Annotated in this window: 29 protein-coding genes and 1 other RNA gene; 8 read left to right on the forward strand and 22 right to left on the reverse strand. The window is 44.3% G+C overall.

The window, feature by feature from the left end:
- Nucleotides 1–356: 356 nt before the first annotated feature.
- From ACZ2XM_RS07025 to ACZ2XM_RS07035, 3 genes are all read right to left on the reverse strand, one after another.
- On the reverse strand, nt 357–1,205 hold the full coding sequence (locus ACZ2XM_RS07025) for a methylenetetrahydrofolate reductase (RefSeq protein WP_490587686.1): 849 nt from the start codon (nt 1,203–1,205) through the stop codon (nt 357–359).
- A 10-nt stretch (nt 1,206–1,215) separates the two neighbouring features.
- Nucleotides 1,216–2,649: an adenosylhomocysteinase gene (gene ahcY / locus ACZ2XM_RS07030; RefSeq protein WP_490587687.1), complete on the reverse strand. Its 1,434-nt coding sequence runs from the start codon at nt 2,647–2,649 to the stop codon at nt 1,216–1,218.
- A gap of 415 nt (nt 2,650–3,064) precedes the next feature.
- Entirely contained in the window at nt 3,065–5,008 is a 1,944-nt protein-coding gene (locus tag ACZ2XM_RS07035; RefSeq protein WP_490587688.1) for a TonB-dependent receptor plug domain-containing protein, read from the reverse strand.
- Nucleotides 5,009–5,466: 458 nt separating this feature from the next.
- Here ACZ2XM_RS07035 and ACZ2XM_RS07040 point away from each other — a divergent pair, with 458 nt between their 5' ends.
- Nucleotides 5,467–7,320, forward strand: coding sequence for a mechanosensitive ion channel family protein (locus ACZ2XM_RS07040; RefSeq protein ID WP_490587689.1), 1,854 nt, complete (start codon nt 5,467–5,469; stop codon nt 7,318–7,320).
- A 181-nt stretch (nt 7,321–7,501) separates the two neighbouring features.
- Here ACZ2XM_RS07040 and ACZ2XM_RS07045 read toward each other — a convergent pair whose 3' ends face one another.
- The 4 genes from ACZ2XM_RS07045 to ACZ2XM_RS07060 all read right to left on the reverse strand — a co-directional run bounded on the left by ACZ2XM_RS07045 (nt 7,502) and on the right by ACZ2XM_RS07060 (nt 11,209).
- Nucleotides 7,502–8,242, reverse strand: coding sequence for a Smr/MutS family protein (locus tag ACZ2XM_RS07045; protein WP_490587690.1), 741 nt, complete (start codon nt 8,240–8,242; stop codon nt 7,502–7,504).
- 105 nt (nt 8,243–8,347) lie between these two features.
- The gene (gene trpC, locus ACZ2XM_RS07050) at nt 8,348–9,193 is read right to left on the reverse strand and encodes an indole-3-glycerol phosphate synthase TrpC (protein ID WP_490587691.1); all 846 of its coding nucleotides are present in this window, start codon (nt 9,191–9,193) and stop codon (nt 8,348–8,350) included.
- Nucleotides 9,194–9,295: 102 nt separating this feature from the next.
- Entirely contained in the window at nt 9,296–10,411 is a 1,116-nt protein-coding gene (gene trpD / locus ACZ2XM_RS07055; protein WP_490587692.1) for an anthranilate phosphoribosyltransferase, read from the reverse strand.
- A gap of 117 nt (nt 10,412–10,528) precedes the next feature.
- The gene (locus tag ACZ2XM_RS07060) at nt 10,529–11,209 is read right to left on the reverse strand and encodes an anthranilate synthase component II (RefSeq protein ID WP_490587693.1); all 681 of its coding nucleotides are present in this window, start codon (nt 11,207–11,209) and stop codon (nt 10,529–10,531) included.
- A gap of 715 nt (nt 11,210–11,924) precedes the next feature.
- On the opposite strand from ACZ2XM_RS07060, the gene glnA reads away from it, so the two are divergent.
- Nucleotides 11,925–13,334 carry a type I glutamate--ammonia ligase gene (gene glnA, locus ACZ2XM_RS07065; RefSeq protein WP_490587694.1) on the forward strand — a complete coding sequence of 470 codons (1,410 nt, stop codon included), beginning with the start codon at nt 11,925–11,927 and terminating at the stop codon, nt 13,332–13,334.
- Between the two features lie 258 nt (nt 13,335–13,592).
- The gene (locus ACZ2XM_RS07070) at nt 13,593–14,459 is read left to right on the forward strand and encodes a DUF4124 domain-containing protein (protein WP_490587695.1); all 867 of its coding nucleotides are present in this window, start codon (nt 13,593–13,595) and stop codon (nt 14,457–14,459) included.
- Between the two features lie 154 nt (nt 14,460–14,613).
- Here ACZ2XM_RS07070 and ACZ2XM_RS07075 read toward each other — a convergent pair whose 3' ends face one another.
- A complete protein-coding gene (locus ACZ2XM_RS07075; protein WP_490587696.1) occupies nt 14,614–15,354 on the reverse strand; it encodes an SIMPL domain-containing protein in 741 nt (246 codons plus the stop codon).
- Nucleotides 15,355–15,779: 425 nt separating this feature from the next.
- Here ACZ2XM_RS07075 and ffs point away from each other — a divergent pair.
- Nucleotides 15,780–15,876: signal recognition particle sRNA small type (ffs, locus tag ACZ2XM_RS07080), an RNA gene on the forward strand.
- Nucleotides 15,877–16,204: 328 nt separating this feature from the next.
- On the opposite strand, the gene ACZ2XM_RS07085 is transcribed toward ffs, so the two are convergent.
- The 14 genes from ACZ2XM_RS07085 to ACZ2XM_RS07150 form a co-directional block, all read right to left on the reverse strand.
- Nucleotides 16,205–16,480 carry a hypothetical protein gene (locus tag ACZ2XM_RS07085; protein ID WP_490587697.1) on the reverse strand — a complete coding sequence of 92 codons (276 nt, stop codon included), beginning with the start codon at nt 16,478–16,480 and terminating at the stop codon, nt 16,205–16,207.
- 1 nt (nt 16,481) lies between these two features.
- The gene (locus ACZ2XM_RS07090) at nt 16,482–17,015 is read right to left on the reverse strand and encodes a DUF551 domain-containing protein (protein WP_490587698.1); all 534 of its coding nucleotides are present in this window, start codon (nt 17,013–17,015) and stop codon (nt 16,482–16,484) included.
- Nucleotides 17,012–17,137: a hypothetical protein gene (locus ACZ2XM_RS07095; RefSeq protein ID WP_490587699.1), complete on the reverse strand. Its 126-nt coding sequence runs from the start codon at nt 17,135–17,137 to the stop codon at nt 17,012–17,014. The genes ACZ2XM_RS07090 and ACZ2XM_RS07095 overlap by 4 nt, the downstream gene beginning before the upstream one ends.
- A 167-nt stretch (nt 17,138–17,304) precedes the next feature.
- A complete protein-coding gene (locus ACZ2XM_RS07100; RefSeq protein WP_490587700.1) occupies nt 17,305–17,487 on the reverse strand; it encodes a hypothetical protein in 183 nt (60 codons plus the stop codon).
- A gap of 245 nt (nt 17,488–17,732) precedes the next feature.
- A complete protein-coding gene (locus tag ACZ2XM_RS07105) occupies nt 17,733–18,242 on the reverse strand; it encodes a single-stranded DNA-binding protein (protein ID WP_490587701.1) in 510 nt (169 codons plus the stop codon).
- A 17-nt stretch (nt 18,243–18,259) separates the two neighbouring features.
- The gene (locus ACZ2XM_RS07110) at nt 18,260–18,394 is read right to left on the reverse strand and encodes a hypothetical protein (protein WP_490587702.1); all 135 of its coding nucleotides are present in this window, start codon (nt 18,392–18,394) and stop codon (nt 18,260–18,262) included.
- Nucleotides 18,394–18,891, reverse strand: a complete 498-nt coding sequence (locus tag ACZ2XM_RS07115; RefSeq protein WP_490587703.1) for a siphovirus Gp157 family protein — start codon at nt 18,889–18,891, stop codon at nt 18,394–18,396. Before ACZ2XM_RS07115 ends, ACZ2XM_RS07110 begins: the two co-directional genes overlap by 1 nt.
- Nucleotides 18,888–19,535, reverse strand: a complete 648-nt coding sequence (locus ACZ2XM_RS07120) for a hypothetical protein (protein WP_490587704.1) — start codon at nt 19,533–19,535, stop codon at nt 18,888–18,890. The genes ACZ2XM_RS07115 and ACZ2XM_RS07120 overlap by 4 nt, the downstream gene beginning before the upstream one ends.
- Nucleotides 19,536–19,674: 139 nt before the next feature.
- Nucleotides 19,675–20,388 (reverse strand): hypothetical protein, encoded by a 714-nt coding sequence (locus ACZ2XM_RS07125; protein WP_490587705.1) that lies wholly within the window; start codon nt 20,386–20,388, stop codon nt 19,675–19,677.
- Nucleotides 20,375–20,608: a hypothetical protein gene (locus ACZ2XM_RS07130; RefSeq protein ID WP_490587706.1), complete on the reverse strand. Its 234-nt coding sequence runs from the start codon at nt 20,606–20,608 to the stop codon at nt 20,375–20,377. Before ACZ2XM_RS07130 ends, ACZ2XM_RS07125 begins: the two co-directional genes overlap by 14 nt.
- Nucleotides 20,608–20,751, reverse strand: coding sequence for a hypothetical protein (locus ACZ2XM_RS07135; protein ID WP_490587707.1), 144 nt, complete (start codon nt 20,749–20,751; stop codon nt 20,608–20,610). The genes ACZ2XM_RS07130 and ACZ2XM_RS07135 overlap by 1 nt, the downstream gene beginning before the upstream one ends.
- A gap of 9 nt (nt 20,752–20,760) precedes the next feature.
- Complete coding sequence (locus ACZ2XM_RS07140; protein ID WP_490587708.1) at nt 20,761–21,105, reverse strand: hypothetical protein; 345 nt, start codon at nt 21,103–21,105, stop codon at nt 20,761–20,763.
- Between the two features lie 75 nt (nt 21,106–21,180).
- A complete protein-coding gene (locus tag ACZ2XM_RS07145; protein WP_490587709.1) occupies nt 21,181–21,354 on the reverse strand; it encodes a hypothetical protein in 174 nt (57 codons plus the stop codon).
- A gap of 236 nt (nt 21,355–21,590) precedes the next feature.
- On the reverse strand, nt 21,591–22,292 hold the full coding sequence (locus tag ACZ2XM_RS07150) for an XRE family transcriptional regulator (RefSeq protein ID WP_490587710.1): 702 nt from the start codon (nt 22,290–22,292) through the stop codon (nt 21,591–21,593).
- Between the two features lie 126 nt (nt 22,293–22,418).
- Between ACZ2XM_RS07150 and ACZ2XM_RS07155 the strand changes: the two genes are divergently transcribed.
- The 4 genes from ACZ2XM_RS07155 to ACZ2XM_RS07170 are packed head-to-tail and all read left to right on the forward strand — an operon-like array spanning nt 22,419 to nt 23,957.
- Nucleotides 22,419–22,652 (forward strand): hypothetical protein, encoded by a 234-nt coding sequence (locus tag ACZ2XM_RS07155; protein WP_490587711.1) that lies wholly within the window; start codon nt 22,419–22,421, stop codon nt 22,650–22,652.
- 3 nt (nt 22,653–22,655) lie between these two features.
- Complete coding sequence (locus ACZ2XM_RS07160; protein ID WP_490587712.1) at nt 22,656–23,390, forward strand: phage antirepressor KilAC domain-containing protein; 735 nt, start codon at nt 22,656–22,658, stop codon at nt 23,388–23,390.
- A complete protein-coding gene (locus ACZ2XM_RS07165; protein ID WP_490587713.1) occupies nt 23,390–23,545 on the forward strand; it encodes a hypothetical protein in 156 nt (51 codons plus the stop codon). The genes ACZ2XM_RS07160 and ACZ2XM_RS07165 overlap by 1 nt, the downstream gene beginning before the upstream one ends.
- The gene (locus tag ACZ2XM_RS07170) at nt 23,529–23,957 is read left to right on the forward strand and encodes a hypothetical protein (protein ID WP_490587714.1); all 429 of its coding nucleotides are present in this window, start codon (nt 23,529–23,531) and stop codon (nt 23,955–23,957) included. The genes ACZ2XM_RS07165 and ACZ2XM_RS07170 overlap by 17 nt, the downstream gene beginning before the upstream one ends.
- Nucleotides 23,958–24,098: the final 141 nt, after the last annotated feature.

The following is a 24,098-nucleotide window of genomic DNA, read 5'->3' on the forward strand; positions in this document are numbered from 1 at the left end:
AAATAACATCATACGACAATTAAAAGACAAATGTTAATAAAAACATCAGTCTAAATTGAAATTTATGCTAATAATCTACTGTTATAACATTATAAAATAAATCTGCAAAAGTAGGTTTAGTAAATAAAACCTTTAGATACAAAGCTTGCAGAGCACTAGTCTACCCACAATATCTATAATTTTCTAGAACAAAAAACCCCGACACTTGTTATGACAGTGTCGGGGTTTTAACGTCTATACATTAAAGTCTATTATTCTATAACAGAATAAACGCACTATTATAACAATCATATTACTACTAGGGGCATTAATATCTAATATATTAATAGAACCTCTATTAATAACATTCAGACTGATTAAAGCGCTAATGCCTCTACTAAGCGCTTGTTAGGCTGCACTTTATTCATGCTATAGAAATGAATAGCTGGCACGCCTTCACTAATGAGACGCTCGCACAGACGCAGTACCACATCAAAACCAAACTGGCGAATGGCCGTACGATCATCGCCATAGTCGGCCAATTGCTTGCGAATATAACGCGGGATATCAGCACCACAACTGTCAGCAAAACGCATCAAGTTACTGGCATTAATAATAGGCATTATACCAGCTACTAAAGGCTGCGCATTGGTATCGATACCGCTCTTCTCTAAGGCATCGCGCAAGTAGAGATAGCTGTCCGCATTATAGAAGAACTGCGTAATCGCGGTATTGGCGCCCGCATTGAATTTGTTTACTAGATTTTGGATATCAAATTCAAAGCTGCGCGCTTGCGGGTGCATCTCTGGATAAGCCGCGACTTCGATATGAAAGTGATCCCCAGAATACTCACGAATGAACTTAACCAAATCGAGAGCAAAAGGTAGCTCACCCATGCCGACCTGTCCCGAAGGCAAATCGCCACGTAGGGTGACCAAGCGCTTAATACCTTGCTCTTGATAGCGGTCTAACAGCTCAGCAATCTGTGCTTTGCTATCGCCGATACAAGAGATATGTGGCGCAATAGGGGTGTCACTACGCGCGCATAAACTATCGACGATATCGAGAGTACGCGTACGCGTAGAGCCACCAGCCCCATAGGTCACTGAAAAGTACTTAGGCGCCAATGTATTTAGCTCATCAAATGTCGTCAGTAGCTTCTCTTTACCTTGGTCAGTCTGCGTCGGGAAAAACTCAAAAGAGATACTGGGCTTATGTAAAGACACGCCTATCTCCTTAGTATTTATAATCGTCAGGCTTAAACGGCCCGTCGACTGAGACGCCTAGATAGTCAGCTTGTTCTGGAGTAAGCTTAGTCATAACGCCATTAAAACCAGCGACCATAGCGGCAGCCACTTCTTCATCAAGCTTTTTCGGCAAGACTTTGACATAGAGGTTGTCAGTACGCTGATCGGCAGGCAACTCAGCAAATTTCTCTTCGAACAGATACATCTGCGCGAGTACTTGGTTGGCAAACGAGCCATCCATGATACGTGATGGGTGACCAGTAGCATTGCCTAGGTTGACCAAACGACCTTCAGACAGCAAGATTAGGTAATCACCTTCCGCTTCAGAGCGATAGATTTGATGCACTTGCGGCTTAATCTCGACCCAGCGCCAGTTATCACGCATGAATTGAGTATCGATTTCAGTATCAAAGTGACCGATGTTACAAACTACTGAACCTGACTTTAGAGCCGCTAGCATATGCTTATCACAAACGTGATAGTTACCCGTCGTAGTAACGATTAAGTCGGTGTCTTGTAATAGGCGCGTATTGATAGCTTCTGCAGTGCCCGAATTCTCGCCAGCATTGTAAGGAGAAACCACTTCATAGCCATCCATACAAGCTTGCATAGCACAGATAGGGTCAACTTCTGAGACGCGTACAATCATACCTTCTTGACGCAAGCTTTGTGCTGAGCCTTTACCCACATCGCCATAACCGATGACTAGGGCACGACGGCCAGCTAGTAACATATCGGTAGCGCGTTTGATAGCGTCGTTTAAGCTATGACGGCAGCCGTATTTATTGTCGTTTTTAGACTTAGTTACCGCATCATTAACGTTGATAGCCGGTACTTTTAGCGTGCCTTTATTCAGCATGTCGATGAGGCGATGCACGCCCGTAGTAGTCTCTTCAGAGATACCATGCATGTTTTCTAACATTTGTGGATATTCATTATGAATCAATGCGGTTAAGTCGCCGCCGTCATCCAAAATTAGGTTGGCATCCCACAATTGGCCAGACGCCTCGCCGCCCACGTGGATTTGCTGACGCAAGCACCAGTCATACTCTTCATTAGTCTCGCCTTTCCAAGCATAGACAGAGATACCAGCAGCGGCCATAGCAGCAGCAGCATGGTCTTGGGTAGAGAAAATATTGCACGAAGTCCAACGTACTTCAGCGCCTAGGGCGATTAAAGTCTCAATTAAAACAGCGGTTTGAATCGTCATGTGGATACAACCGACGATTTTAGCACCTTTTAATGGTTGCTCAGCTTCATAGCGACGACGCAAACCCATTAGGGCAGGCATCTCAGCTTCGGCTAAAGAAATCTCACGACGACCGTAGTCAGCCTGACTGATGTCAGCTACTTTATAATCGGTGAAAGAGGGATCGATGGTATGGGCAGATGCGGTCAAGCCAGCATTAGACACTGCGTCCATAATATGCTCCTATCAAAAGCTTAAGTGATAAAAAGAATAATAACGCAGGTGCCGTTGTTTGCGATTAAAAACCCCATGTCTCTAATGCATACCGAGCCTAACATCTGTGCCTATACGCAAAAATGGGTATAAACAGATAGGCCAAATTACTATTTTTATCACAGTAATTTGGCTTATTTGGGAGATGGTGCAACACCTCTCGGCGGAGGTTATTGTAATGCAAGTCGATGTTTTTGTCATTCCCTGAAGTGGTATTGTTAGGTATTAACTTCATTACGCTACTATCAAATAACAGTTTGTATTGAGCAAACTGCCTAAGTTTGGATATAAAAAAACGCCACCCTAAAGTGACGTTTTGTGTTCAGCCTGTCTGTTAGCTAGATTTAGCTATACAAGGCTAAATTTGCAAGGCTAATTAATAGAAGTTGTACGTTAGCGAGGTAAAGAAGTTGGTGCCGTCTTGGCTGTAGCGATCACCAAATGCTTCATTAGTCGTATAATTTTTATTGGTTATATTATTTATGCGACTGGTTAAGGTCAAATTGGGATTTACGTAATAATTACCGCTTAAATTAAATAAGGTGTAATCTTCAATAGAAGTGCTATTATCTGCTGAATTATAACGTTCTCCACTATATTCTGCTTCAGCTCTAACATCAAATTTGGTAGCTTGATAGCCTATATAAGCTAATCCCGTATGCTCAGGTCGAAAAACTAGTTGCTTGCCTTTATTAGGACCAGAACGGTTTTCAGCATTGGTATAAGTATATTGACCGCCTAATAAGACATTGCTAAATTGCCAATCTGAAGTAACGCTATAACCTGACAGTTTAGCTCTATCGATATTAGTGGCTTTATATTTATAAGTTACTGGATCATAAATATTGTCAATGAGATCACTAACATTGCTATTAAAGCCGGTGATACGAGTAATCTGATTATTAGTATTAGATTCAATAAATACTTCTAAGTTATTACTTTTCTCAACTTTTAAATTTTCGTTTGGCACGTAATAGGCGCTTTCAATATAAAGATCATTGAGCGAAGGAGCTCTATAACCGGTAGCAAAGCTAGTACCAAGACGTAAGGTTGGTGCTAAGTTAGCAGCAAAGCCTAAGCTATAGACGGTTTCATTATCAAATTGAGAGTTATCATCATAGCGGACGTTAGCTTGTAAATCATAAGCATCCTGAGCAATCTGATACCCGACAAAGCCACTTTTAATCGTTCGTTCATTTTCTTTAAAGCTGTCTAAGCCATTGCTAGGGGTATTATCAGTTAAATCAACCTGCTGCTTTAGCCATTCAGCGCCTGCTTGCATTTGACCTACAGGAAGCTTATAGATACTTAAAAGATTAGCTTGTTTCTGCTTAGTTTCAAACTCATCACCAATTTTATTATCAAGTTTATCCAGGCTTCCACCACCGCTTAAACGCAGTGTTAATTTATCGTTCTCGAATTGTGTAAAAGCAGATGCTGCGCCATTTTTCTGATCTATCTCTGCGTTAGGAGTGCCGCCATAAGCATCAAACTCAGAGGTAGATTTAGCAAGTAGGCCACTAGCACCTACCGTAACGTTATTAGTTAAAGGAATGCTAGCATTTAAAGAGAAATTATTACTTTTAAAGCCATCATCATCCTTATTAATACCCGTTTGATACTCAAGAGCACTAATCCCATCCGTTTGATTGCGGTTAGCAGATAAGCTTAGTCTTGCACCTTGCTCATTAGCAAACTGTGCTGTAGCCCCATATATATAATGGTCATGCGAGCCTGCACCTGCAGTAACAGAGAACTGATTGTCTGCAGCCTCTGCACCTTTTGTAAATATCTGAATCACACCACCCATGGCATCAGAACCATATACACTAGAACCTGAAGCGCCATACACGATTTCTATACGGTCGATTTGGTCAGCAGGCAATAGGCCTAGGGCCGGTTGGCCAGTAGACATAGAGCCATAACGAATGCCGTCAATTAATACTAAGATACGTTTACTGTCATAGCCACGAATATATAGATTACTACTAGCGCCTAAATCACCATCCTGCTTAATACTAAAGCCTGGTTGACGTTTGAGTACTTCTAATACCGTTTGACCGCGATAGCGTTGTAAATCCTGACTATCAACGATTCTAGTCTGAGCAATAGTATTGGTCACTTTAGTAGGCGCACGCGTGGCCGTAACTACCAGCTCATCGAGTTCAGTCGTTGGCGAGGTCTCAGCGTTTATCACCGCTTTTGCATTCACTACAGACGGTAGAACCGCTTGGCTGATGGCTGGAGCGCATAGGCCCATGGCGGTCAGTAAGCATAAACGCAGGGTAGAGGGCGTGGTGATACGAGTAGATATAGACATAACAGACCTTAGTAAGGCTAACGTAAGATTAAGACACAAAATTAATGGGGCTATTATCTTAAAATTACATAAGTTAATAAACCTCTTTATCTGTATGTTTGCTCATCTTAACATGAATGTAATTCAGCTTAACTTTAGAATAGGCTATTAGCCATTCTCAACACCTTATCTGGCACCATTCCGTATGCAATTTAGCGTGGCGCTAGAATTTATTATAAATTTTCAAGGGATTAGTGAAGGACCACACGGATTAAATTATTGAATAATAATAAAGCTGCTGGCGATAATCTTGAAAAATGCGCATAGATAAACCGACACAAGGTCACCTTGTTTACCTAAAATTGTTATCATAGCGACACGAAACTTCAGTAGCATGTAGCGCCTATTTCTCGTAGTTTCTCTCAAGTTTTATATCTTGTCCCATTATCTTACCCCTAGCAATGAGCTATGAGTTGTTTATGACCGTAAAAAATATTGCCCGCCCGTCCCAAAAAAATCGTAATGCCAATTCTTCTGTAACCGTGTTCAGTGATGTTGCCGCCAAGCCACCGCTAAAGAATAGCACCCGGGCTATGCGAATGTATTGGCGACAAGCTAGTGTGTGGCTGCTGCGTGGGTTATTAGCCTTTACATTGAGTTTATTGACGCTACAGGCCAGTTTGGCCATAGCACCAATAGATACAGGGGTAGGGGGCAGTACGGAAGGTGAAGAAAGTTCTGAGGCAAAAGACCCCTTTGGTCGCGATACGCCGCGTCATACCGTCCAAGGGTTTCTTAGTGCGCTGGCTGCTAACGATACTTTGCTGGCGAGTAATTATTTAAACCTCTCTAAATCTGATAACCCAACCACAGCTGTGCGTCAATTAAAGCAGGCTTTGGATGCGGGTGGCCGTTTTCAACAAGAGCTGCAGATTAATAATACCCCAGAGGGCAGTCTTAATGACCAACTGCCGCCGAGCCAAGAAAAAGTCGGTAGCATTAATGTCGCTGACAAAAGTGTCAATCTAATCCTAGAGCGGGTGGTCACGAGTAGTGGCGATCAGTATTGGCAGTTTGCTGCAGAGACGTTAAAGGCAGTACCGGATGTCTTAGAAAATGTAGAGCCGACTTTGGTCAATCGCTACACTGTAGATTTCTTAAATGATAAAAAAGTATTGGGCTATGACATCTCGCATATGACTGCGGTAGTGATTTTAGCCTTGGTCACTTTTATTCTAGCCTATCTGTTGGTATGGCTTTTCTATCACCTTACCAATTTCCTCTACCCTAAGTTACGTAATAAGCCCTTACCGCTTACTGATAATGTGATTTTACCGTTGTCCGTAGTCATCATGGCAAGTTTTCTGTCTGAGATTATGGTGTACGCTGGAGTCTCAGTCACAGTACGTGAGCCGGTCAATCGTTTGACGGATATAGCGTCGTGGTTGGCCATGACTTGGTTGTTATTACGCGTTATCGATGCAGTATTCAAACGCGCTGAGCACCTAAGCTATAAAAAGAACTATACCGAACGGGTTTCTATTTTAGGGCTGCTAAGGAAACTGACCAAAGCGCTGCTGCTCATCTTTGCAGTGATTGTCATCTTTGGCAACTTAGGGTTTGATTTAACCACAGGTATTGCCGCATTAGGGGTTGGTGGTTTGGCCTTAGCACTGGGTGCGCAAAAGACCATCGAAAACTTAGTGGGTAGCGTGGTTGTGGTGGCAGATTCGCCCGTACGCGTCGGCGATTATTGTAAGTTTGGGACTTATGAGGGTACGGTCATCGATATTGGTATTCGCTCGAGCCGAGTCCGTACTTTAAACCGTACTATCGTGACGATTCCAAACGGTGATTTCTCTTCTATGCAGATTGAGAACTTTACCTCGCGGGATATGTTCCGTTTTTACCATCATATTTACCTCAAACGTACGGCTGATATCGATACCGTTTTTGCTCTGAATAAGCACCTCGATGAGTGTTTAAATGAGCACGAGCTGACCAACCAAGAGTGGAACCAAGCGCATATCTCTGAGTTGCGTCAGGATTGCTATGTCATTGAATTACAGGCCTATGTGAATGCTAGTGGGGCAGCAGAGTTCTATGGTAAGCAGGACATTATCTTCGCTGATCTATTAAAAGAGCTGGATAAGTTTGATGTTGAGCAGGCGTTGCCAACCCAGCAATTAATCGTACATCAGGATGATGTCTCAGCGACTACTAGCGACAAGCGGGTGGACTTTAATAAAAAGGGCGCTGTAGCATTGAGTAAAGCCTCTGCAGACGATGCGCCTGATAGGGACAGTAAAGAAGGACAGCAAAAAGACAGTTAATAGGGGCAATACAGATTATAGCTAAGCCATTAGCGTTATTAATTTTTCCATAAAAAAACACCACTAGCATCAGGCTAGTGGTCTTTTTAGTGCGGGTTATTACAGCCTGAATTTGAGAGGATTTTCTAAATCCCTCCCTAACCCTCCCTTTACAAAAGGGAGGGGACAAAATCTGCAGTGTTTATTTAGCTTCTTTATCTTTGTCAGTTTTAGTCTTTTTCAATAACACCAATACCGCACCATTGCCACCATCTTTAGGTGGGGCAGAAACAAAGGCTAAGACTTCAGGCAATTGACGCAACCAACCATTCACACAAGTTTTTAAGATAGCTTCTGTGCCTTTGCCATGGACAATTTTTACGACCGTTTCGTTATTGTTTTTGGCTTGATTTAGTAGCGTGGTCATCGCTTCACGAGCTTGTTCAATAGAGCAGCCATGGATATCGACCGCATCATACCAACGCATTTTACCTTGCTTTAATTGGTTAAATACTTTGGTTTGGATGGTAGGGTTCTTATAGCTAAGATAAGCATCACCAGCGACTGGGTTTAGCAGGGCTTGCATATCAGATAGTCCAGCGCCAAGACCTTGCTCGTCACTGCCTTGCGCCGCGGCACGTTTGGATAAAGTCGTAGCATCAGGTTTAGTATTCTTTGACGATTTAACTGGAGAGACTACGTTCTTATCTTCCATTTGCTTGACGCCAGCCATAGCTTGCATAAATAGGACTTTATCGTCATCGACATGCTCGCTACCCATTTTTTTAACGGTCTTTTTGACTTGTTTTTGGGTAGGTAGGCTTACAGACTCAGTAGGTTTGCCGCCTTCAGTATCTGTCGCCGAGGTATCACGACCGGTAGACAGTTGGCCTTTAAGGGTTTTGAGCTGGTCTTGCATTTCTTTAGAGAATAAATTTGCCATAAGAGTAATATCGTCTGAATAATCTGGTTAAGTGAGGGGTCATCGGTTACCGTTTGCTAGGAGCCTATAGCGCTCTGTCACTGCATGACCGATATGGGAGTTACCTTAGCGGTTTGCGGAAACGCTCGCAAGTAAAGATTGTAACGCATTGCCGGGGTGCTCGGTCTTCATAAACTGCTCACCAATTAAGAACAAGTGCATATCATGCGACTGCATTAAGGCGATATCGTCTGCGCTATGAATGCCACTTTCTGTGACTAATAGTGGGGCTGCCTCATCATCTGCAAAGGCATCCAGTAACACTTGCTTAAGAGTGACCGAAGTTTGCAAATCTACCCTAAAGGTATTTAGGTCGCGGTTATTAATCCCATAAATATTATGGGCTGAATGTGGCAATTGTAGAGCACGTAGCAGCTCCTCTTCCGTATGGGTCTCAATCAACACATCCATACCGAGCTCTATACTAACTTGGTGTAGCGCCAGGGCAGTCGCATCATCTAAGCAGGCCATAATCAGCAAAATACAATCGGCACCTAATACATACGATTGGTAGATTTGGTAGACATCGACCATAAAGTCTTTACGCAGTGCAGGCAGCGAGCATGCCGCTTTCGCCTCACGTAAATAGTCGTCATGACCCTGAAAGTATTGTTGGTCCGTCAATACCGAAAGACACGTGGCACCGGCCGCTTCATATTGAGCAGCGAATTCAGCAGGAGCAAAGTTATGGTTAATGATGCCTTTAGAAGGTGAGGCTTTTTTAATCTCAGCGATGATACCGATATCGGCATTACGTAGGGCGTTTGCAAAGCCTCTACGTGGTGTGGTAATAGCAGCGGCCTGCGCTTGTAATTCAGCCAATGACAAGACAGCTTGCGCCGCAGCGACCTCTTCATGTTTAGTAGCAACAATACGTTGTAACACAGACGGAATTTCAGGGCTCGTGGTCATAATGCTCTCAGCAAAAATATAAACGGTGGTTAATAGAGTAGTTATTAACAGTAGTTATTAAGATAGTAAAAGAGTAGGTCGCTAAATGATAACCCTAATAGGCTAATTGAGCGTTTGCGTAAATTCCGCTAATGATTCCAGTTTCGCTAAAGCCATCCCTTTTTGGATAACGGCTTGGGCACGGTTGACGCCATTGGCATAATTGCTAGCCAAACCGGCCACATAGATAGCCGCTCCAGCATTGAGGGCAATCATATCTCGAGCCTTTAACACGCGACGCTCAGTCGTCTCTTCTCCAGACAAAGCGGCACGAATTAGCGCTAAGCTTTCCGCTGGCGAGTTGACATCTAAGCCAATCAAGGTCTGTGAATCAATACCGGCATCTTCCGGCATCAGCTCATACACACTGACTTTACCGTCTTTTAATTCTGCTACAGTCGTTGAGGTGGCTAGGCTGATTTCATCTAAGCCGTCTTTGGCACCAACTACCATGACATGGTTGGCGCCCAAGTTTTTCATAACGTTGGCCAGGGGCTCACACAACTGCGCAGTGAAAACCCCAATCACTAAGTTCGGTACGCCAGCTGGATTGGTCAATGGCCCCAAGATATTGAATATAGTACGGGCTTTGAGAGCGCGGCGCACTGGATTGGCATGGCGCATGGCACTGTGGTGATTGGGCGCAAATAAGAAGCCAATGCCTTGATCTTCAATACAGGTCAGCGCCTGAGCAGGGGTTAGCCCTAAGCTAATCCCTGCTTGCTCTAATAAGTCGGAGCTGCCCGAATTGGTAGAGACCCCGCGGTTGCCATGTTTAGCGACTTGTGCGCCAGCGGCGGCGGCTACTAAGGCAGAAGCGGTGGAGACGTTGAATAGATTGGCCCCATCCCCGCCCGTACCGACGATATCCACCAAATGATTACAGTCACGTGGGGCAATGGTATCGGCCAATTCACGCATGGCACTGGCCGCTGCGGTAATCTCGATAATTGACTCGCTTTTCATACGTAGGGCAGCCAAAATTGCCCCCATCATAGCCTCGCTGCATCTGCCTTGCATGATAATCAGCATCACGTTGCGCATTTCTTCATAAGTGAGATCAATGCGCTCTAACAGATGGGTGAGAGCAGTGGTCAAAATGCCGAAGATCTGCTCATCGCTCATCGCTTGAATGGCGTCTGAAGTATGGTCATGAGAAAATTCTGGAGAAGTCGACATAAAGGCTCACATAATAGTAGTTATTGATAAATATAAATAAGGGTAGTCGTTTTATTAAAGATAAAGCTGTTTAAAATAAAGCTGCTGCAAAAAAAGTCGCTGCAATATAAAAAACCGCTAACCTACACTGGGCAAATCGTCCTTGTCTAACACAGCTAAATCATAGGTCTGCAAGAAGTTATTTAATAGCTGATAGCCGGCTTCACTCAAGATAGATTCAGGATGAAACTGTACCCCTTCAATAGGCAGATGACGATGGCGCACGGCCATAATCTCATCAATAAGAGTTTCATCAGTAAGAGTTTCATCAATGCGACTCTCATCTACGGTATCTGTAGCTTGCGTCCATGCTGTCACTTCAAGGCAAGCAGGTAGGCTAGCAGCTTCGATAACGAGCGAATGATAACGCGTGACATTAAAGGGGCTAGGCAGCTCTGTGAATACCCCTTGCTGGCGATGGTACACCTGAGATAAGCGGCCATGCATAATCTCGCGGGCATGCACAATTTGGGCACCGAAAGCTTGCCCAATAGCTTGATGACCTAAACAAATACCCAGAATAGGAATCTGCCCTTTATAGGTATCAATCACGGCTAGGGAGAGCCCAGCGTCACTAGGTCGACAAGGCCCGGGACCAATGATGATAGCCTTTGGTCCCAGCGCCGCAATATCGGCTAAAGCAAAAGCGTCGTTCTGCCAGACCACCACATCCTGCTGCAGGGCTTCTAAATACTGCACGATGTTATACGTAAAACTGTCGTGGTTATCGATCATCAATACTTGTGTGGATTCAGTCATTATATAGAGGCACTAAGCAGTTGCTAGGATTTTATTGAGAGGTCATTTTGGCAGATCATCTTAGCATCATTTACTTAGGGATTAAATATAAGGGCCTGACGGATCGGTGAATTAGGAAAAACGCAGCTAGATACTGCTAATAGCTGCTTTAAAACTTACCACCATACCTTTTTTGAATTAATCTAACCAATTTGGTGCAATTATTTTAATATAAACTATGATTGCTCTGTTTTAGTGAATTTATTGAGATTATAAAGTTCTATATTGGTGCAATTATTCAATAATCTAGCGCTGACAATAAGCTGACCATAAAAAACAACGCTATCTAAGTGGTTGTAAAAGATGGCATAGGGTTTGCACCACTAGTATAGGTAAGGCTAAGGATAAAATTATGGCGATGTCTACAGCGTTTTTCTCTATATCTTATCTCTATAGATTATGAATAGGGAGTAGCCGCTTAGTAATCGAGTCTATGATTTTATAGCGTCTTCACCTATACTTAGGCGCAGAATATGACCTCATACTATTGATAATATTTTATGGATAATTGGCCTTGCAGTACTGTGCATTTGCTGCTACTAAAATGAGTAGCCGCCACCCGTATTTAAGCAAGATAACCAATAACGAGCATGATGCTCTTTAGACAATCTCTAAACAATAGCAACGCAAGATTACCGCAATATTTAATTAAACGATCACTATACTGGAGTGTTTTATGTCGAATAAACTGTTTGATCTCATCGAAGAAACTGGTGCTAAATGGGTAGACTTTCGCTTTACCGATACCCGTGGTAAAGAACAGCACATCAGCTATCCGGCTTCTACTATTGATGAAGATGTCTTAGAAGATGGCAAAATGTTTGATGGCTCATCAGTCGCTGGCTGGAAAGGTATCGAAGCGTCAGATATGATCCTACGCCCAGATCCAGAAACGGCTTTCCTTGACCCGTTCTTTGACGTACCAACCGTGGTTGTGACTTGTGACATCATCGAGCCCATGACCATGCAAGGCTATGACCGTGACCCACGCTCAATCGCTCGCCGTGCTGAAGAGTACCTCAAGTCTACCGGTATCGGTGACACCGCTTATTTCGGTCCAGAGCCAGAATTCTTCGTATTTGACGATGTAAAATGGTCGGTCGATATGTCAGGTTCAAGCTCGAAGATTACGGCTGAAGAAGCCGCTTGGTCGACGAATGAAAGCTACGAGTGGGGCAACATGGGCCACCGTCCACGCGTTAAAGGCGGTTATTTCCCAGTACCACCAATCGATAGCTCACAAGATCTACGTGCGGTTATGTGCCAACGTTTAGAAGACGTTATGGGTCCAGATCGCGTCGAAGTGCATCATCACGAAGTGGCTTCTTGCCAGTCTGAAATTGGCGTGTCATTCAACACGATGGTTCGTAAAGCGGACGAAGTACAACAGTTTAAATATATCGTGCATAACGTCGCGCACCAGTTTGGCAAAACGGCTACCTTTATGCCTAAGCCACTAGTGGGTGATAATGGGTCAGGTATGCACGTGCATATGTCAATCTCTAAAGATGGCGTCAATACCTTTGCTGGCGACGAGTATGCGGGCTTATCTGAAAGCGCCCTATACTTCATCGGTGGTATCATCAAGCATGCGCGCGCCCTAAATGCTATCGTGAACCCATCGACCAACAGCTATAAGCGTCTAGTACCCCATTACGAAGCACCGATTAAATTGGCTTACTCAGCCCGTAACCGCTCAGCCTCTATCCGTATCCCTCATGTAAGTAGCCCTAAAGGTATCCGTGTAGAAGCTCGCTTCCCTGATCCAACGGCTAACCCGTACTTAGCCTTTGCTGCCTTGTTAATGGCTGGCCTTGACGGCATCCAAAACAAAATGCATCCTGGCGATGCGGCTGACAAAAACTTGTATGACTTGCCACCAGAAGAAGAAGCGCTAATCCCAACAGTGGCTGAAAACTTAGAAGTGGCTCTACAAGCGCTAAAAGACGATCACGAATTCTTGCTTAAAGGCGACGTGTTCAGTAAAGATATGCTAGATGCCTATATTGCTGTAAAACAAGAAGAAGTCGACCGCTTGAACATCACCGTTCATCCTATCGAATTCGATATGTACTACAGCTGCTAGTCCATAGCGGATAGGATTGACTAATAGCATAACAATTCGCTAAATAGTATTTCGCTAAATAGCAGTCCTATCACTAAGCCTCTTGTTTCAAGAAATCCAGCCAGATTTATTTTGGCTGGATTTTTTATTTACCCAGTAGTTCTTATTTAGAAAGCTATTTTTACTCCTCTATCTTTATTGCGCTGTCGCAATGGTACAAAGTAGGGATAATTGCTATAGTAACCTCACTTTAGCCCCATCTTGATATGACAAAGAGATATGATGAAACCCCTTACTTATTTATCTGCTAGCCTTACGTTGGCCTTTTCTGTCCTAGCGCTGACAGCGGGAACGGGGCAAGCTGCGTCTATTTATAAAGTCGTCGATAAAGACACAGGACGCATTACCTTTACCGACCGTCCTGACAGCTATCAACAAGATAACAGTAAACAGGTGAGTGATACCCATATCGCTACGGCTCGTCCAGGCGCTGCTGCTTCGGGGACCAATGCCCCAGCATATTCTGCACCGAGCACTAATAGCACTGCTGGGCAAGCGCTAGCTGTGCAAAATAATACGGCACCTGAGCTAAATACCAAGGCAGTGGCTAGCTCTACGTCAGCCACTTATCGCTTAGCTATGACCACGCCAGCAAGCTCGCAGGCGTATCGCCGGCCTGCACAAAGTATCGATATTCAGTTGGCGGTCTCGCCAGCATTAAAAGCAGCGGATAAAATAGCCATCTATTTGGACGGTAATGAAGTAGCGCAAGGGGTGACCGCACAGCTGCCTACGCTTGATATGTTACCCGGTGAACACCAAATCTCGGGAAAAATTAGCAATGAGCAAGGGGCTGTGATTGCTGAGGTCAGTCAGACCATTTATATCTTGCAAAATACCTTGGTACTGCAACAGAAAAAATTGAGAGAGCAGCAACTGATCGAGCAGCTAAAGGCTTATGAAAAGTTATCATGGCCACAAAAACTTTATTTGCAGATGCAACAGCAGCATTTACCTCAAGCGGCGCTACCAAAATTGCATAAAGATAAGAGCAGTGACGAAATTAAAGATGCTGCCTCGCAAGCTATTGGTGGACAGGGAAGCGCCGTACAAACCCCTGTAAAAACCAGTTCAGCCTTTAAATAGCAAAAGTGTTATTAAGAAGAATCCAGACTAAATTTAAATATAAAAAAAGCTGTCCCTATGATTAGGAACAGCTTTTTTTTATGACTAAGCCAACTTATTTAAGGTCATGCAATGAGTAAGCTAGCTAGCTTAGCCAATAAGCCACTAGTAAGACTTATTTAACGAGTTCAATCGTACCATTGGCCGTTACGGTGATAGTACTGTTACCCGACTCAAAGTTCTGCGAAGGCACAGATGAATCCATAGATTCAGATTTCATCATCGCGCCATACATTGGGCGAGGGTAGTTGTTGCCAGTGTTTAGATTAACATTAATGACCCGATAGCCCTTGGCATCCCAAGCAGTAGTCATAGTTTTAGCCTGCTCTTGAAAAGCTTTTGAGGCTTGTACCATAAGCTGACGCTCTAATTCGTCTTTCTTCGGCTCAGATACGCCAAAAGACAGATTGTCCATCACTAAAGTCTCTTGCAGATCCGCAATCAATTGACTGGTAGCAGCAAAGTCAGTGCTTTTTAGCTCGATATTCGCCTGACCCGTCCAACCGATGATTTTGTCGTTTTTATCGTAGCGTGGATAGGTGTTTTGCTGACCCGTTTTCACCGTCACGTTAGGATAGCGCTTGGCAATAGCAACAGCAGAATTGACCGCAGTATTTAGAGTCTTAGCCAAAGTCTTGGCATCAGTGGCTTGGGCTTTTTTATACAGCGTAGCCCGCACTTCGTCATTCGCCACTTCCGATTTGACTTCGGTGTTAAAAGTCACCTGATTATAGCCGGTAGGCTCAGCATGAGCCGTAGTGCCCAGTGCCATTAAAGCGGAAAGAGATAAAACGGCGCCAGAAGCGATTAGACCTTTAGTGGCTTTTTTAGAGCTGTTTTTCATGACATTATTCATAATATTTTCCTCAGTTTTTATTGTGTAGGGTCATAGCTTGCTGTCGAGCTTTCTAATGCTGAAAGGAGCAGCAGGTACTATGTAGGCTCTATTTTTATCTATTTACGGAGCAGATAATAGGTTTGTTTTGTGAGCTGGTTGGGCTTACCTGTATACGGTATCAAGCAATTGTAACAAAATATTATTAATCGACAGTTCTGGCTTATTATTGTGTGCTAGGTGCCTGTTTTAAACAGGACGGAGCATAGTGATACTGTTATAGCGATAAGTGTCAGAATGCTATATCAAAAACGTTGATAGGCTAGATAAGTTAAAGATGGGATTGTATGGGGCGGTTGCGGATGGGAGTAGGCAGCTATAAGCAGATAATTTAGCGCTGGGGTTGTAATTCAGATAAACATCGGTATAATACGCCATGGTGGCTTCATTGGTAGCCTCGCAACATTGTACTGCAAACCCCGCCAGGACCGGAAGGTAGCAACGGTAGTGGATACAGTGTGTGCCGAGGATGTGCTGGTGAAGTCGCTTTTTTTTGCCTAAAATTCCTTGATTTCATTGGGCTGTAGCGAATCTGAATATAATTAGGTAGCCAATTAGGTAGCCACTAGCCAAAAAAAAGACCGCCTAAGCGGTCTCCGTCTGTTCTAAATCTGCGTTATATTCTAATAAATCTGAATTCCTAAAATAATTCTTAGTACAACCTCTTAGCTTGACTGGTTTGGGGAAATCACCGTTATCCCACCTGCGTCTCAAAGTTGCCGTACTAACATCATACAACTTGGCAGCACTTGGCAGTGACGTAAAGCCATCGGGATGCAATCCCTCTATTAAATCGTTATGTTCAATCACCTTACACCTCTCTATCGATTGCGCTGTTTTGCCAGTCTGTACGGTCAAATTCGGGTGCTGACACGTACTTGCCGTGATTGTCGAAATAACCTTGCTCAATCATCTGCGACCGATAGCCGCAAATATCCTCTTTGCTTATCAAGCTGCGCCACAATCCAACCGCCTGCATCTTGTCTTTAGTCACGCTGCGATAGAATCCATGACCACTGCTTATTAGGTCTGTACTCCTAACCCAGGCAGGCGCACCATCAAAAACCGCTTGCGTCAATTTCTTCATCTCAATCTCCCGTCCGTAACTCAATCATCACATCACCATGCTCAGGCTCGCTTGGCTCCGGCAACCCTTGACCACTAGCTGCATACTCCCTTAGAGCATCAGCGGCTGTAATTACGGCATCAATAAACGATTCATTTTGCCCGCCCCTAACATCTGGAATGTCTCGTAAAAACACCTTGTAGCGAGTACCGCTTATTTTGCTAGGCAGCTCAGGCAGCGGCATCCAGTGTGTAATTTCAAAGGGATGCCAACCATCATTTGAAAACCAACCATACAAACACCACTCGTTAGGCTTAAAGTCTGCGCTGTAAAACCCCATCCATACCTTGCCGCACTTGGTTAATGCTAGACACTTATCCTTTTCTGATAATGTGTTTTGGTATTCAGGCAACCGCTCATCAACGCTAATCCATTGCGGCTGACAGGCTCGGATAGCGTTAAAAACATACGGGCTTAAATCCATCGCGCCATCAGGTTGTAGCTTGCGCTTAAAGCCCTCAGCTAGTGCCCTTTCTCTAATTTCGTCATTAGTCATTGCGTCAACTCCCTTTTGATTTCGTCAATCGTTAGCACCCACTCGCTCATATTTAGGGGATAGTGGTCGCTCTCTACCCATGCTTTACCATCTGCAATATCAACTACTTTTTTACGTGTCATCGCCCTCTGCTCTGCAAAGTTTGTTATCTGCACACACCACCCTAAATCAACTGGGTTTCTGCAAATAATATACTCATGCGTCATTGTTCGAGTAGCAACCGAGCATAGTTGGTCAGTGAAAGGACTTCTATGCTCAATCCAAACTAGCGGCCTTAACGGTATCTTACTCACGCTGCATCCTCCAAAACCAAACTATCAATAGTCACCACCATAAAATCCTCCCCGTCTTTAGTAATCTTAGCCATGTCACCCTCAATCTCTAGCAGCTCGAAGCTCACTAATCTGTTTTGCTGCAGCTCCAAGTGATAGCGATTGCCTATTTTTAGACTGTGGCCGTTATTGTTTGTCATGATCTATCCTCTTGTTGTTGATTACTTTAGTTGAGCTAACTGACACCCACACATCAGCCAATTAGCTCAAGTAAAGCGACTGATTACGTCAGTCAATCGGCTTTGCCCCAAGTGCGTCATTACACGCCACACGTTAATGCGAAAGGAAATGCTCGGTCTTAGCTGCTTGCGATTCTTTTAGCTGCATCATCATCAAGCCTTGACGCATCTGACTATTAGCCCCGTCAGCAGGGTCTAGTTAATTGTTAAAACTGACCGTCAAAATGCTTGTTAAATGGAATATCATCGTCTACTGGTGCGCTCCCATTCATAGCGTTGTTATGCTGAGCAGGGGCAGGGCGTTGATTGCTCTGCTGATTATTGTTATAGCTCTGCTGCTGACCGTTATTAGGTCGCTGCCCATTGTTATCGCTAGGGCTGCCTAGTAGCTCGACCTCAGTACCAAACCCATCAACCACAACCTCGGTCTTATATTGCTTAGTACCGTTGTTATCCCATGATCGTGTTTTAAACTTGCCGCAAACTCGGACTTGAGTACCTTTGCGTAGGTACTGGGTTAGTTTCTCAGCGCCTTTGCTAAACATCGCAACAGGAATCCACTCAGTTTTCTCTTGCTTTTGACCGCTGTTCTTATCCATCCAAGTCTCTGATACCGCAACGCTAAAGTTGCACACACCACTGCCATTGTTAAAGGCTTTAAACTCAGCGTCTTGACCTAATCTGCCGGTGATATTTACTTGATTTTGGTTGGCCATTTCTCATTACTCCACTATTAAAAAGGTATGTTATTCCAAGCGTCCATTCCTGACGTTGGTAGCTCTTTGTTATCTCGCTCGATTTCTTTTTGCTTGTCAAAATCAGCTAAAGCATCATCGATGTTATCCGGTGTCTTTTCGGTGTCTGTCATTACCCAAACCTCACATGGCTGCCCTTGATAAACTGCACACCGTCTAGCTGTAACTGGTCTTTATCAGCTATCAGCTTGCGCTTGTCTGCTCTGTACTCAATTTGTCGATACTGCTCAGGCAATCGCTCTACACTCTCAATCTGCACCGACCATGCGCTATTTGACTGTATGCGCACCGGCATAATGTCATCGTCAATGCGCTCAATACCGAGCATCTGCAACGCTGCTAATGACGCTGCCTTTAGTCGCTCATCTTGACGCTGTAGACTCTTTTTACGTGCGTTAAGTCTTGCGATCTCTTTAGATAACCCATCAATTGAGCCGCTGATATTTTTTAAATACTTGCCGATATTGACAACTTTATCTTTGATATTGTCTTGCAGCTCTAACGCTGCCAATGCTGCATCAAGAGACGGCTCATCACCGTCCTCAATGGCTGCTGCAATATCATCAAATAGACGCTGGTAGTCGTCTGTTAGTTGATAAATGCTACTCATGCTCCCTCCGCTACTTTTCGCTGCTCTGCTGATAAATCAATTTTATTGGGGTCTAGCAAGTCCCTTTTGTCGTACTTACCTGCCGCAACTGCCGCTAGCGCTGCGTCAAACTCATTAGGACGTAGTATTCTTACCCCGTTGTCGTTGTAAGCCCAGCTAGGATTGCGCTGCGGCGGCTGTGGCTCGTTGTAAGCTGCGCTGTAGTCGTACAGGTACTTACTACCGTCAAAGTTGCCTAGATAGATGTCTGCTGCTACACCCACCGCTTTAAATGCCACGCCCAGCGCATCAGTTGTCGCTTTTTTATAACCCTCGTCATTAGGCTGCAATCCGTTTTTGTTCTTATCCACGATAGTTGAGCCACCGATGCCGCTAAACTCTTGGCCCCACTCACCGTCTAACTTTGTTTTGACAGCGACTTCAACGAAGACCATCACACTGCCGTCTGGGGCTGCCTCTGACCACATCTTGACAATGCGATAAGTCCAACCATGACCAACCACTCCAAACGCTTGCGTCATCGCCATTAATCGCCACTGAGGGTTAATGTCGCTCTTACCTTTTAAGTAACCAAACTCAATCTTTTTTAAGAAGTGATTAGGAGTTTGATTAACCCTATTCCATATCTTTAAGTTGTCGCTCATATCACTTGCTCCCCATTTCCTCAGCTTGCTGCTCTAGCCATTTCTCGTACTCATAATCCAGCTCTAGCAGATACCATTCTTCTTGCTGTCTGTCGTCCATGTCGTCACGTTGATTAGCCATTGTCTTATTCCTTATTAGTTATAAACCGACTTCGCTCGCTGTCAACGGCTCGCCTGTGCGCTGATTGATTGGCACTGCATTCCTCCAGCGCGCTCGATTTGAAAAAATACCATCGCCATCTGTGTGCGTCATAAGGTTTATTCTTCCACGGTTTTCTACTGCGTATTTATCACCAAGGTCAGACGCATAGCAGAGCACGTACTTATCACCCCTTGCCAACATCGCCTTGCAAAGATCACTACCCGTCAGCTCACTACTCAAATCAACCTCTGCAAGCTTTTTAGCTATGTCGTCACGCTCGATTAGCGAGTTTTGCCAGTTTGATGCGTCGTAGCCTTCGCCAACCTTTGCTGGCGTTTTATTGCTTGGCGACCACCTGTTATCCCCTTTATCGATTTTAGGTTCTTCGCAATACACCCAAACATCACCATCTTTATCAGTCGCAGCCCACTGCCATTCACTGTCTTGATCGTCAAAAACACTTTGGTCTAGCTGCTTGAGCTGTGGCTTATTCAAGCCTAGGCGCTCACGATGTCTATCTAGCGACGCATCAATATCAGCTTCTTGCGCCTCACACTTAGCGTCATATTCAGGGTCTGGCAGTGCGTGATTTAGCTCTGTCAGCATGTTATCTGCATGGTCTGACCATACCTGCAACATAGTTAACATTGTCGTCAGTCCTGCTACTTTGCGCTCCAGCGTCTCAATACGCTGATTTTTAGTAATTTTCATAATCCACATCCTTTCTATTCTTTGCCAAAAAATCATTAGCGTGTTTGGTGTCAGCTCTAAAGCTCTTTAGCGGCTCAACTGTGCTAGTTGCTACGTCTTGCTCAATCTGAGCTAACAGCGGCTTATGACAGCCGGTTACAGCCATTGCTAGCAGTAATACACCAACGCATATAGCGCCGATGATTACTTGCTCAATAATGTCGATGATCTTGTCTATCATTACGCCACCTCTCTAACCGAATCAAACTTGACCTTGCCTTCATGACTAACAACGATGCTTTTAGCCTGAGCCACTGAATCAGCGTTGACGTAAACAGTCATATAAACTTTCTTCTGAATAAAATTCACTTCAAACTTTTTCATGTTGTTCTCCTAAGCGTAGTAGCCGTATAAAAAATCGCTGTTTCTCATGCCGTGCTCAGCATGGCCGTCGTAGTAATCTTCACCCCAGAGTAGCGGCTCGATTTGGTCAGCTATCACCTTGTAGTTACTGTCATCAATAACGTACTCAGCGGCTTCTTCATTCTCATCTAGCGCTTCGCCAACCTCTAACCCTGTGATATTGCCGTACTCGTCTGAGCTAAACCCAATCTTTACCAGCAGCTCTTTTGTTTCAAAGTAGAAGTAACCGTACTTGTGGTAGGTAAACTCGTTAATCTCATAGTCATAGCCCCGTGGGTCTATCTTGATTTGCGTTTTGCTTAATGTGTGTGGCATACTTGCCTCCTTAGTACGTTTTAAGTTAAGCCCTGTCGCCTGTCCGGTTGAGCAGGGCTTTTTTATGGGCGTTATTTATCTATTAGCCCATGCAGTTGAGTCAAAAACTACGATCTCCAAATTTTTGTGGATGTCGTAATTACTAGCGACTTTATCTTGCATTTTGCTTATGCGAGCTACATCACTGCTTTTACGTGACTTATTAGCAGCGATAGCTCTGTGCATTTTTCTTAAGTTTTTAGCTTTCATAAGCATCTCCATTCGACTTAAATTCTGATTTAGCAATCACTGGGTTAGTCGTCCTAACCTTGTTTGCCTTTCCATGTGTATATTATTAGCTATCTAATAATTAATGTCAATAGCTATCTAATAATAATGCTATTATTTTTACAATAATTTATTAGATAACTGATTTTAGTAGCTTGCTGATATAGACAGGCACAAAAAAACCGCCAATTAAGGCGGCTTAGTGGAACTAGGTTAGGTTAGAGCAGACCAGCTTGCCAAACGATGCGACCCTGTATGTCTACTTGTGCCATGCGTTCTGCTGACAACTCTACATCAGGATAGCTGGACTTATCAGGATTATCTGAGCGCATAACCCACTTGTCATACATATTAACCAGCCGCTTTATATACAACTGCTCATCAATACATATTAGATACACTTTAGATGACTGTGGTTTTATCTCACTGGTATCTACTAGCAATACCTGCCCTTCCTCAATGGTGGGTGACATACTATCTCCCTGTGCGTAAACAGTCGCTAGATTGCCACTGTGCTTGCCTAGCTTGGCAACCCAGTCCTTTTTAAAGACCAGACCTCCCTTTACTGCCACATCCCCGATCATATTGCCATTCCCGCAGCTACCATGCACATCGTACTGCGGAATCATAACGTATTCGTCAGGGTCAGGCGTTGCGCCCGCATTATCACCACCAACAATCACAAATTCATCAAATATTGGCATTTGCTCGGCGATTAACTCCTTGCCATCTGTCAGGTACTCGGTGGTTACACCCAATGCCTTAGCTATCTTAGATAAATGGCGTGTACTTTCTGACATGCCTTTCTCTAATTGACTTATAGCACCTTGCGAAACTCCGGCCTTGTCAGCTAGTTGGGACTGTGACCAGCCTTTCTGTTCGCGTTTAAATTTAACGCGCTTACCAAGATTATTTTGCATAAAGATACCCATAAGATTATTAATTTCCTAATAATTTACAACAAAAAAATAATAGATAGCTTTTAATTTGTATATTAGTTTGCTAATATAGCGGTGTCAAGTTAATAGTTAACTAATGAGGGAATCATGACAACTACTTTAATACCTGCTTTTGACTATCAGAAAGCCATTCAAGGCTTATTAGATAGCAAGGCTGTAACACAGGCACAAATCGGTGACGCAATTGGCGTTAGTCAGGGGCGAGTATCGCAAGTGCTCAATGGCGTTGATAGCAGCACCTTTAAATATGAAGTGCGACATAAACTTTTTGAGCTATGCGCCAAGCATAGAGTTGGAATTTATTACTTGGAGGAGTGTTAAGTAATGGAATTACTAACGATTCACGAAAACCAAGACTTGCAGCAAGCGGTCGATGCTAAAGAGTTATATCAGGCGCTAGGACTGGACAGCACTCAGTGGGCGAGATGGTCAAAGCAGAATATTCAGGACAATCCTTTTGCCCTTAAAGGTACGGACTACGGGGTTTACGACTTAATGTCGAATACCCAAGGCGGCAGACCAACCACCAACTACCTGCTATCAATCGACTTTGCCAAAAAGCTAGCGATGCAAGTACGCACTGAAAAAGGCGAACAGGTTAGAGATTACTTTTTAGAGTGCGAGCGTAAGGCGCAGCAATCAGTCATGGCACTGCCGGACTTCACTAATCCAGTCGAAGCAGCACGCGCTTTTGCTGACCAGTACGAAGCCAAGATGATTGCACAAGAGCAGTTGGCTATAGCGGCACCTAAAGCAGCCGCACTAGACGAGATTGCAGCGGCAGAGGGCAGTCTAAATGCTCGGGACACAGCCAAAACACTAGGTATCAAGCCTGGCAAGTTTAATACATGGGCCATTAAGCGCAATTGGATGTATAGAGACTCGCAAGAGCGCCTACAGCCGCACAGTGACCGCATACAACAGGGCTACATGACCATGCGCCCAGTGACTTATGACGGCAGGGACGGGACCAAAAAAGCCACCACTCAGGCAATGTTTACGCCCAAGGGTTTAGCTCGATTAGCTGAGATATTCGCAATAGTTAAGGAGGTAGCGTAATGACCTGCAACGACTGCCCAAACCAAACCAACGGCACCTGCCGCCACGAAGTACGAAGACGCACAGAGGTGGTAGGCGACGAGTTATCAATCAAACGTGAATTTGAAAAAGTAGAACAGGACAAGGAGCGACGCAAAAATGAAAAGAGAGCCTAATTTTCCGGCCATGCCACGTTATGCAAGGCAAAACATAACGACCGAAGCAGAGGTTGCGGAGTTTGACAAAAAGAAGGGTATTACAAGGTTGGGAGATTTTGCACCTAAGCCAAGACCGGTACATCGGGACTATATCAAAGGTGTTAGTCCTAAGCCCAAGTATCTTAAAAAACCACGGGCAGCAAAACCGCCCACTTATGGGCCCACTGCCAAGACAGTATATCAACACTTACTGGAGCACAAAGAGATAAGAGAGGGCGATTGTGGGTTTACCAGAAAGCAGATTAGTCAGGCGGTCGGTCAGCTTAGAACGGCTGGCATCAAGGGCATAGAGACGGTGAGAGTCGAGCTGCAAGATGGAGAGAAAATCAACGGCTCTCTAAAAGTCGATTACTACAAACTGCAGGCGTAAAAAAACCGACTGCGTAAACAGTCGGTCGATGTTAATCCGAAACCAAATCCAATCAACAAAGGTATTTAACCATGAATTACAAAGATATTCAACTAGAAGCTCAGTCAAGCTTTTTTATCCAGCAAGGCGACCTAAGACCTT

The organism is Psychrobacter sp. CoH-33_TS_01 (assembly GCF_058189395.1).

What these genes read in the sequence shown, in the direction of transcription:
- ahcY (WP_490587687.1), bottom strand. Translation starts at nt 2,649, where the DNA reads ATGGACGCAGTGTCTAATGCTGGCTTGACCGCATCTGCCCATACCATC.
- ACZ2XM_RS07035 (WP_490587688.1), bottom strand. Translation starts at nt 5,008, where the DNA reads ATGTCTATATCTACTCGTATCACCACGCCCTCTACCCTGCGTTTATGC.
- ACZ2XM_RS07040 (WP_490587689.1), top strand. Translation starts at nt 5,467, where the DNA reads ATGACCGTAAAAAATATTGCCCGCCCGTCCCAAAAAAATCGTAATGCC.
- ACZ2XM_RS07045 (WP_490587690.1), bottom strand. Translation starts at nt 8,242, where the DNA reads ATGGCAAATTTATTCTCTAAAGAAATGCAAGACCAGCTCAAAACCCTT.
- trpC (WP_490587691.1), bottom strand. Translation starts at nt 9,193, where the DNA reads ATGACCACGAGCCCTGAAATTCCGTCTGTGTTACAACGTATTGTTGCT.
- trpD (WP_490587692.1), bottom strand. Translation starts at nt 10,411, where the DNA reads ATGTCGACTTCTCCAGAATTTTCTCATGACCATACTTCAGACGCCATT.
- ACZ2XM_RS07060 (WP_490587693.1), bottom strand. Translation starts at nt 11,209, where the DNA reads ATGACTGAATCCACACAAGTATTGATGATCGATAACCACGACAGTTTT.
- glnA (WP_490587694.1), top strand. Translation starts at nt 11,925, where the DNA reads ATGTCGAATAAACTGTTTGATCTCATCGAAGAAACTGGTGCTAAATGG.
- ACZ2XM_RS07070 (WP_490587695.1), top strand. Translation starts at nt 13,593, where the DNA reads ATGATGAAACCCCTTACTTATTTATCTGCTAGCCTTACGTTGGCCTTT.
- ACZ2XM_RS07075 (WP_490587696.1), bottom strand. Translation starts at nt 15,354, where the DNA reads ATGAATAATGTCATGAAAAACAGCTCTAAAAAAGCCACTAAAGGTCTA.
- ACZ2XM_RS07085 (WP_490587697.1), bottom strand. Translation starts at nt 16,480, where the DNA reads ATGAAGAAATTGACGCAAGCGGTTTTTGATGGTGCGCCTGCCTGGGTT.
- ACZ2XM_RS07090 (WP_490587698.1), bottom strand. Translation starts at nt 17,015, where the DNA reads ATGACTAATGACGAAATTAGAGAAAGGGCACTAGCTGAGGGCTTTAAG.
- ACZ2XM_RS07095 (WP_490587699.1), bottom strand. Translation starts at nt 17,137, where the DNA reads ATGACACGTAAAAAAGTAGTTGATATTGCAGATGGTAAAGCATGGGTA.
- ACZ2XM_RS07100 (WP_490587700.1), bottom strand. Translation starts at nt 17,487, where the DNA reads ATGACAAACAATAACGGCCACAGTCTAAAAATAGGCAATCGCTATCAC.
- ACZ2XM_RS07105 (WP_490587701.1), bottom strand. Translation starts at nt 18,242, where the DNA reads ATGGCCAACCAAAATCAAGTAAATATCACCGGCAGATTAGGTCAAGAC.
- ACZ2XM_RS07110 (WP_490587702.1), bottom strand. Translation starts at nt 18,394, where the DNA reads ATGACAGACACCGAAAAGACACCGGATAACATCGATGATGCTTTAGCT.
- ACZ2XM_RS07115 (WP_490587703.1), bottom strand. Translation starts at nt 18,891, where the DNA reads ATGAGTAGCATTTATCAACTAACAGACGACTACCAGCGTCTATTTGAT.
- ACZ2XM_RS07120 (WP_490587704.1), bottom strand. Translation starts at nt 19,535, where the DNA reads ATGAGCGACAACTTAAAGATATGGAATAGGGTTAATCAAACTCCTAAT.
- ACZ2XM_RS07125 (WP_490587705.1), bottom strand. Translation starts at nt 20,388, where the DNA reads ATGAAAATTACTAAAAATCAGCGTATTGAGACGCTGGAGCGCAAAGTA.
- ACZ2XM_RS07130 (WP_490587706.1), bottom strand. Translation starts at nt 20,608, where the DNA reads ATGATAGACAAGATCATCGACATTATTGAGCAAGTAATCATCGGCGCT.
- ACZ2XM_RS07135 (WP_490587707.1), bottom strand. Translation starts at nt 20,751, where the DNA reads ATGAAAAAGTTTGAAGTGAATTTTATTCAGAAGAAAGTTTATATGACT.
- ACZ2XM_RS07140 (WP_490587708.1), bottom strand. Translation starts at nt 21,105, where the DNA reads ATGCCACACACATTAAGCAAAACGCAAATCAAGATAGACCCACGGGGC.
- ACZ2XM_RS07145 (WP_490587709.1), bottom strand. Translation starts at nt 21,354, where the DNA reads ATGAAAGCTAAAAACTTAAGAAAAATGCACAGAGCTATCGCTGCTAAT.
- ACZ2XM_RS07150 (WP_490587710.1), bottom strand. Translation starts at nt 22,292, where the DNA reads ATGCAAAATAATCTTGGTAAGCGCGTTAAATTTAAACGCGAACAGAAA.
- ACZ2XM_RS07155 (WP_490587711.1), top strand. Translation starts at nt 22,419, where the DNA reads ATGACAACTACTTTAATACCTGCTTTTGACTATCAGAAAGCCATTCAA.
- ACZ2XM_RS07160 (WP_490587712.1), top strand. Translation starts at nt 22,656, where the DNA reads ATGGAATTACTAACGATTCACGAAAACCAAGACTTGCAGCAAGCGGTC.
- ACZ2XM_RS07165 (WP_490587713.1), top strand. Translation starts at nt 23,390, where the DNA reads ATGACCTGCAACGACTGCCCAAACCAAACCAACGGCACCTGCCGCCAC.
- ACZ2XM_RS07170 (WP_490587714.1), top strand. Translation starts at nt 23,529, where the DNA reads ATGAAAAGAGAGCCTAATTTTCCGGCCATGCCACGTTATGCAAGGCAA.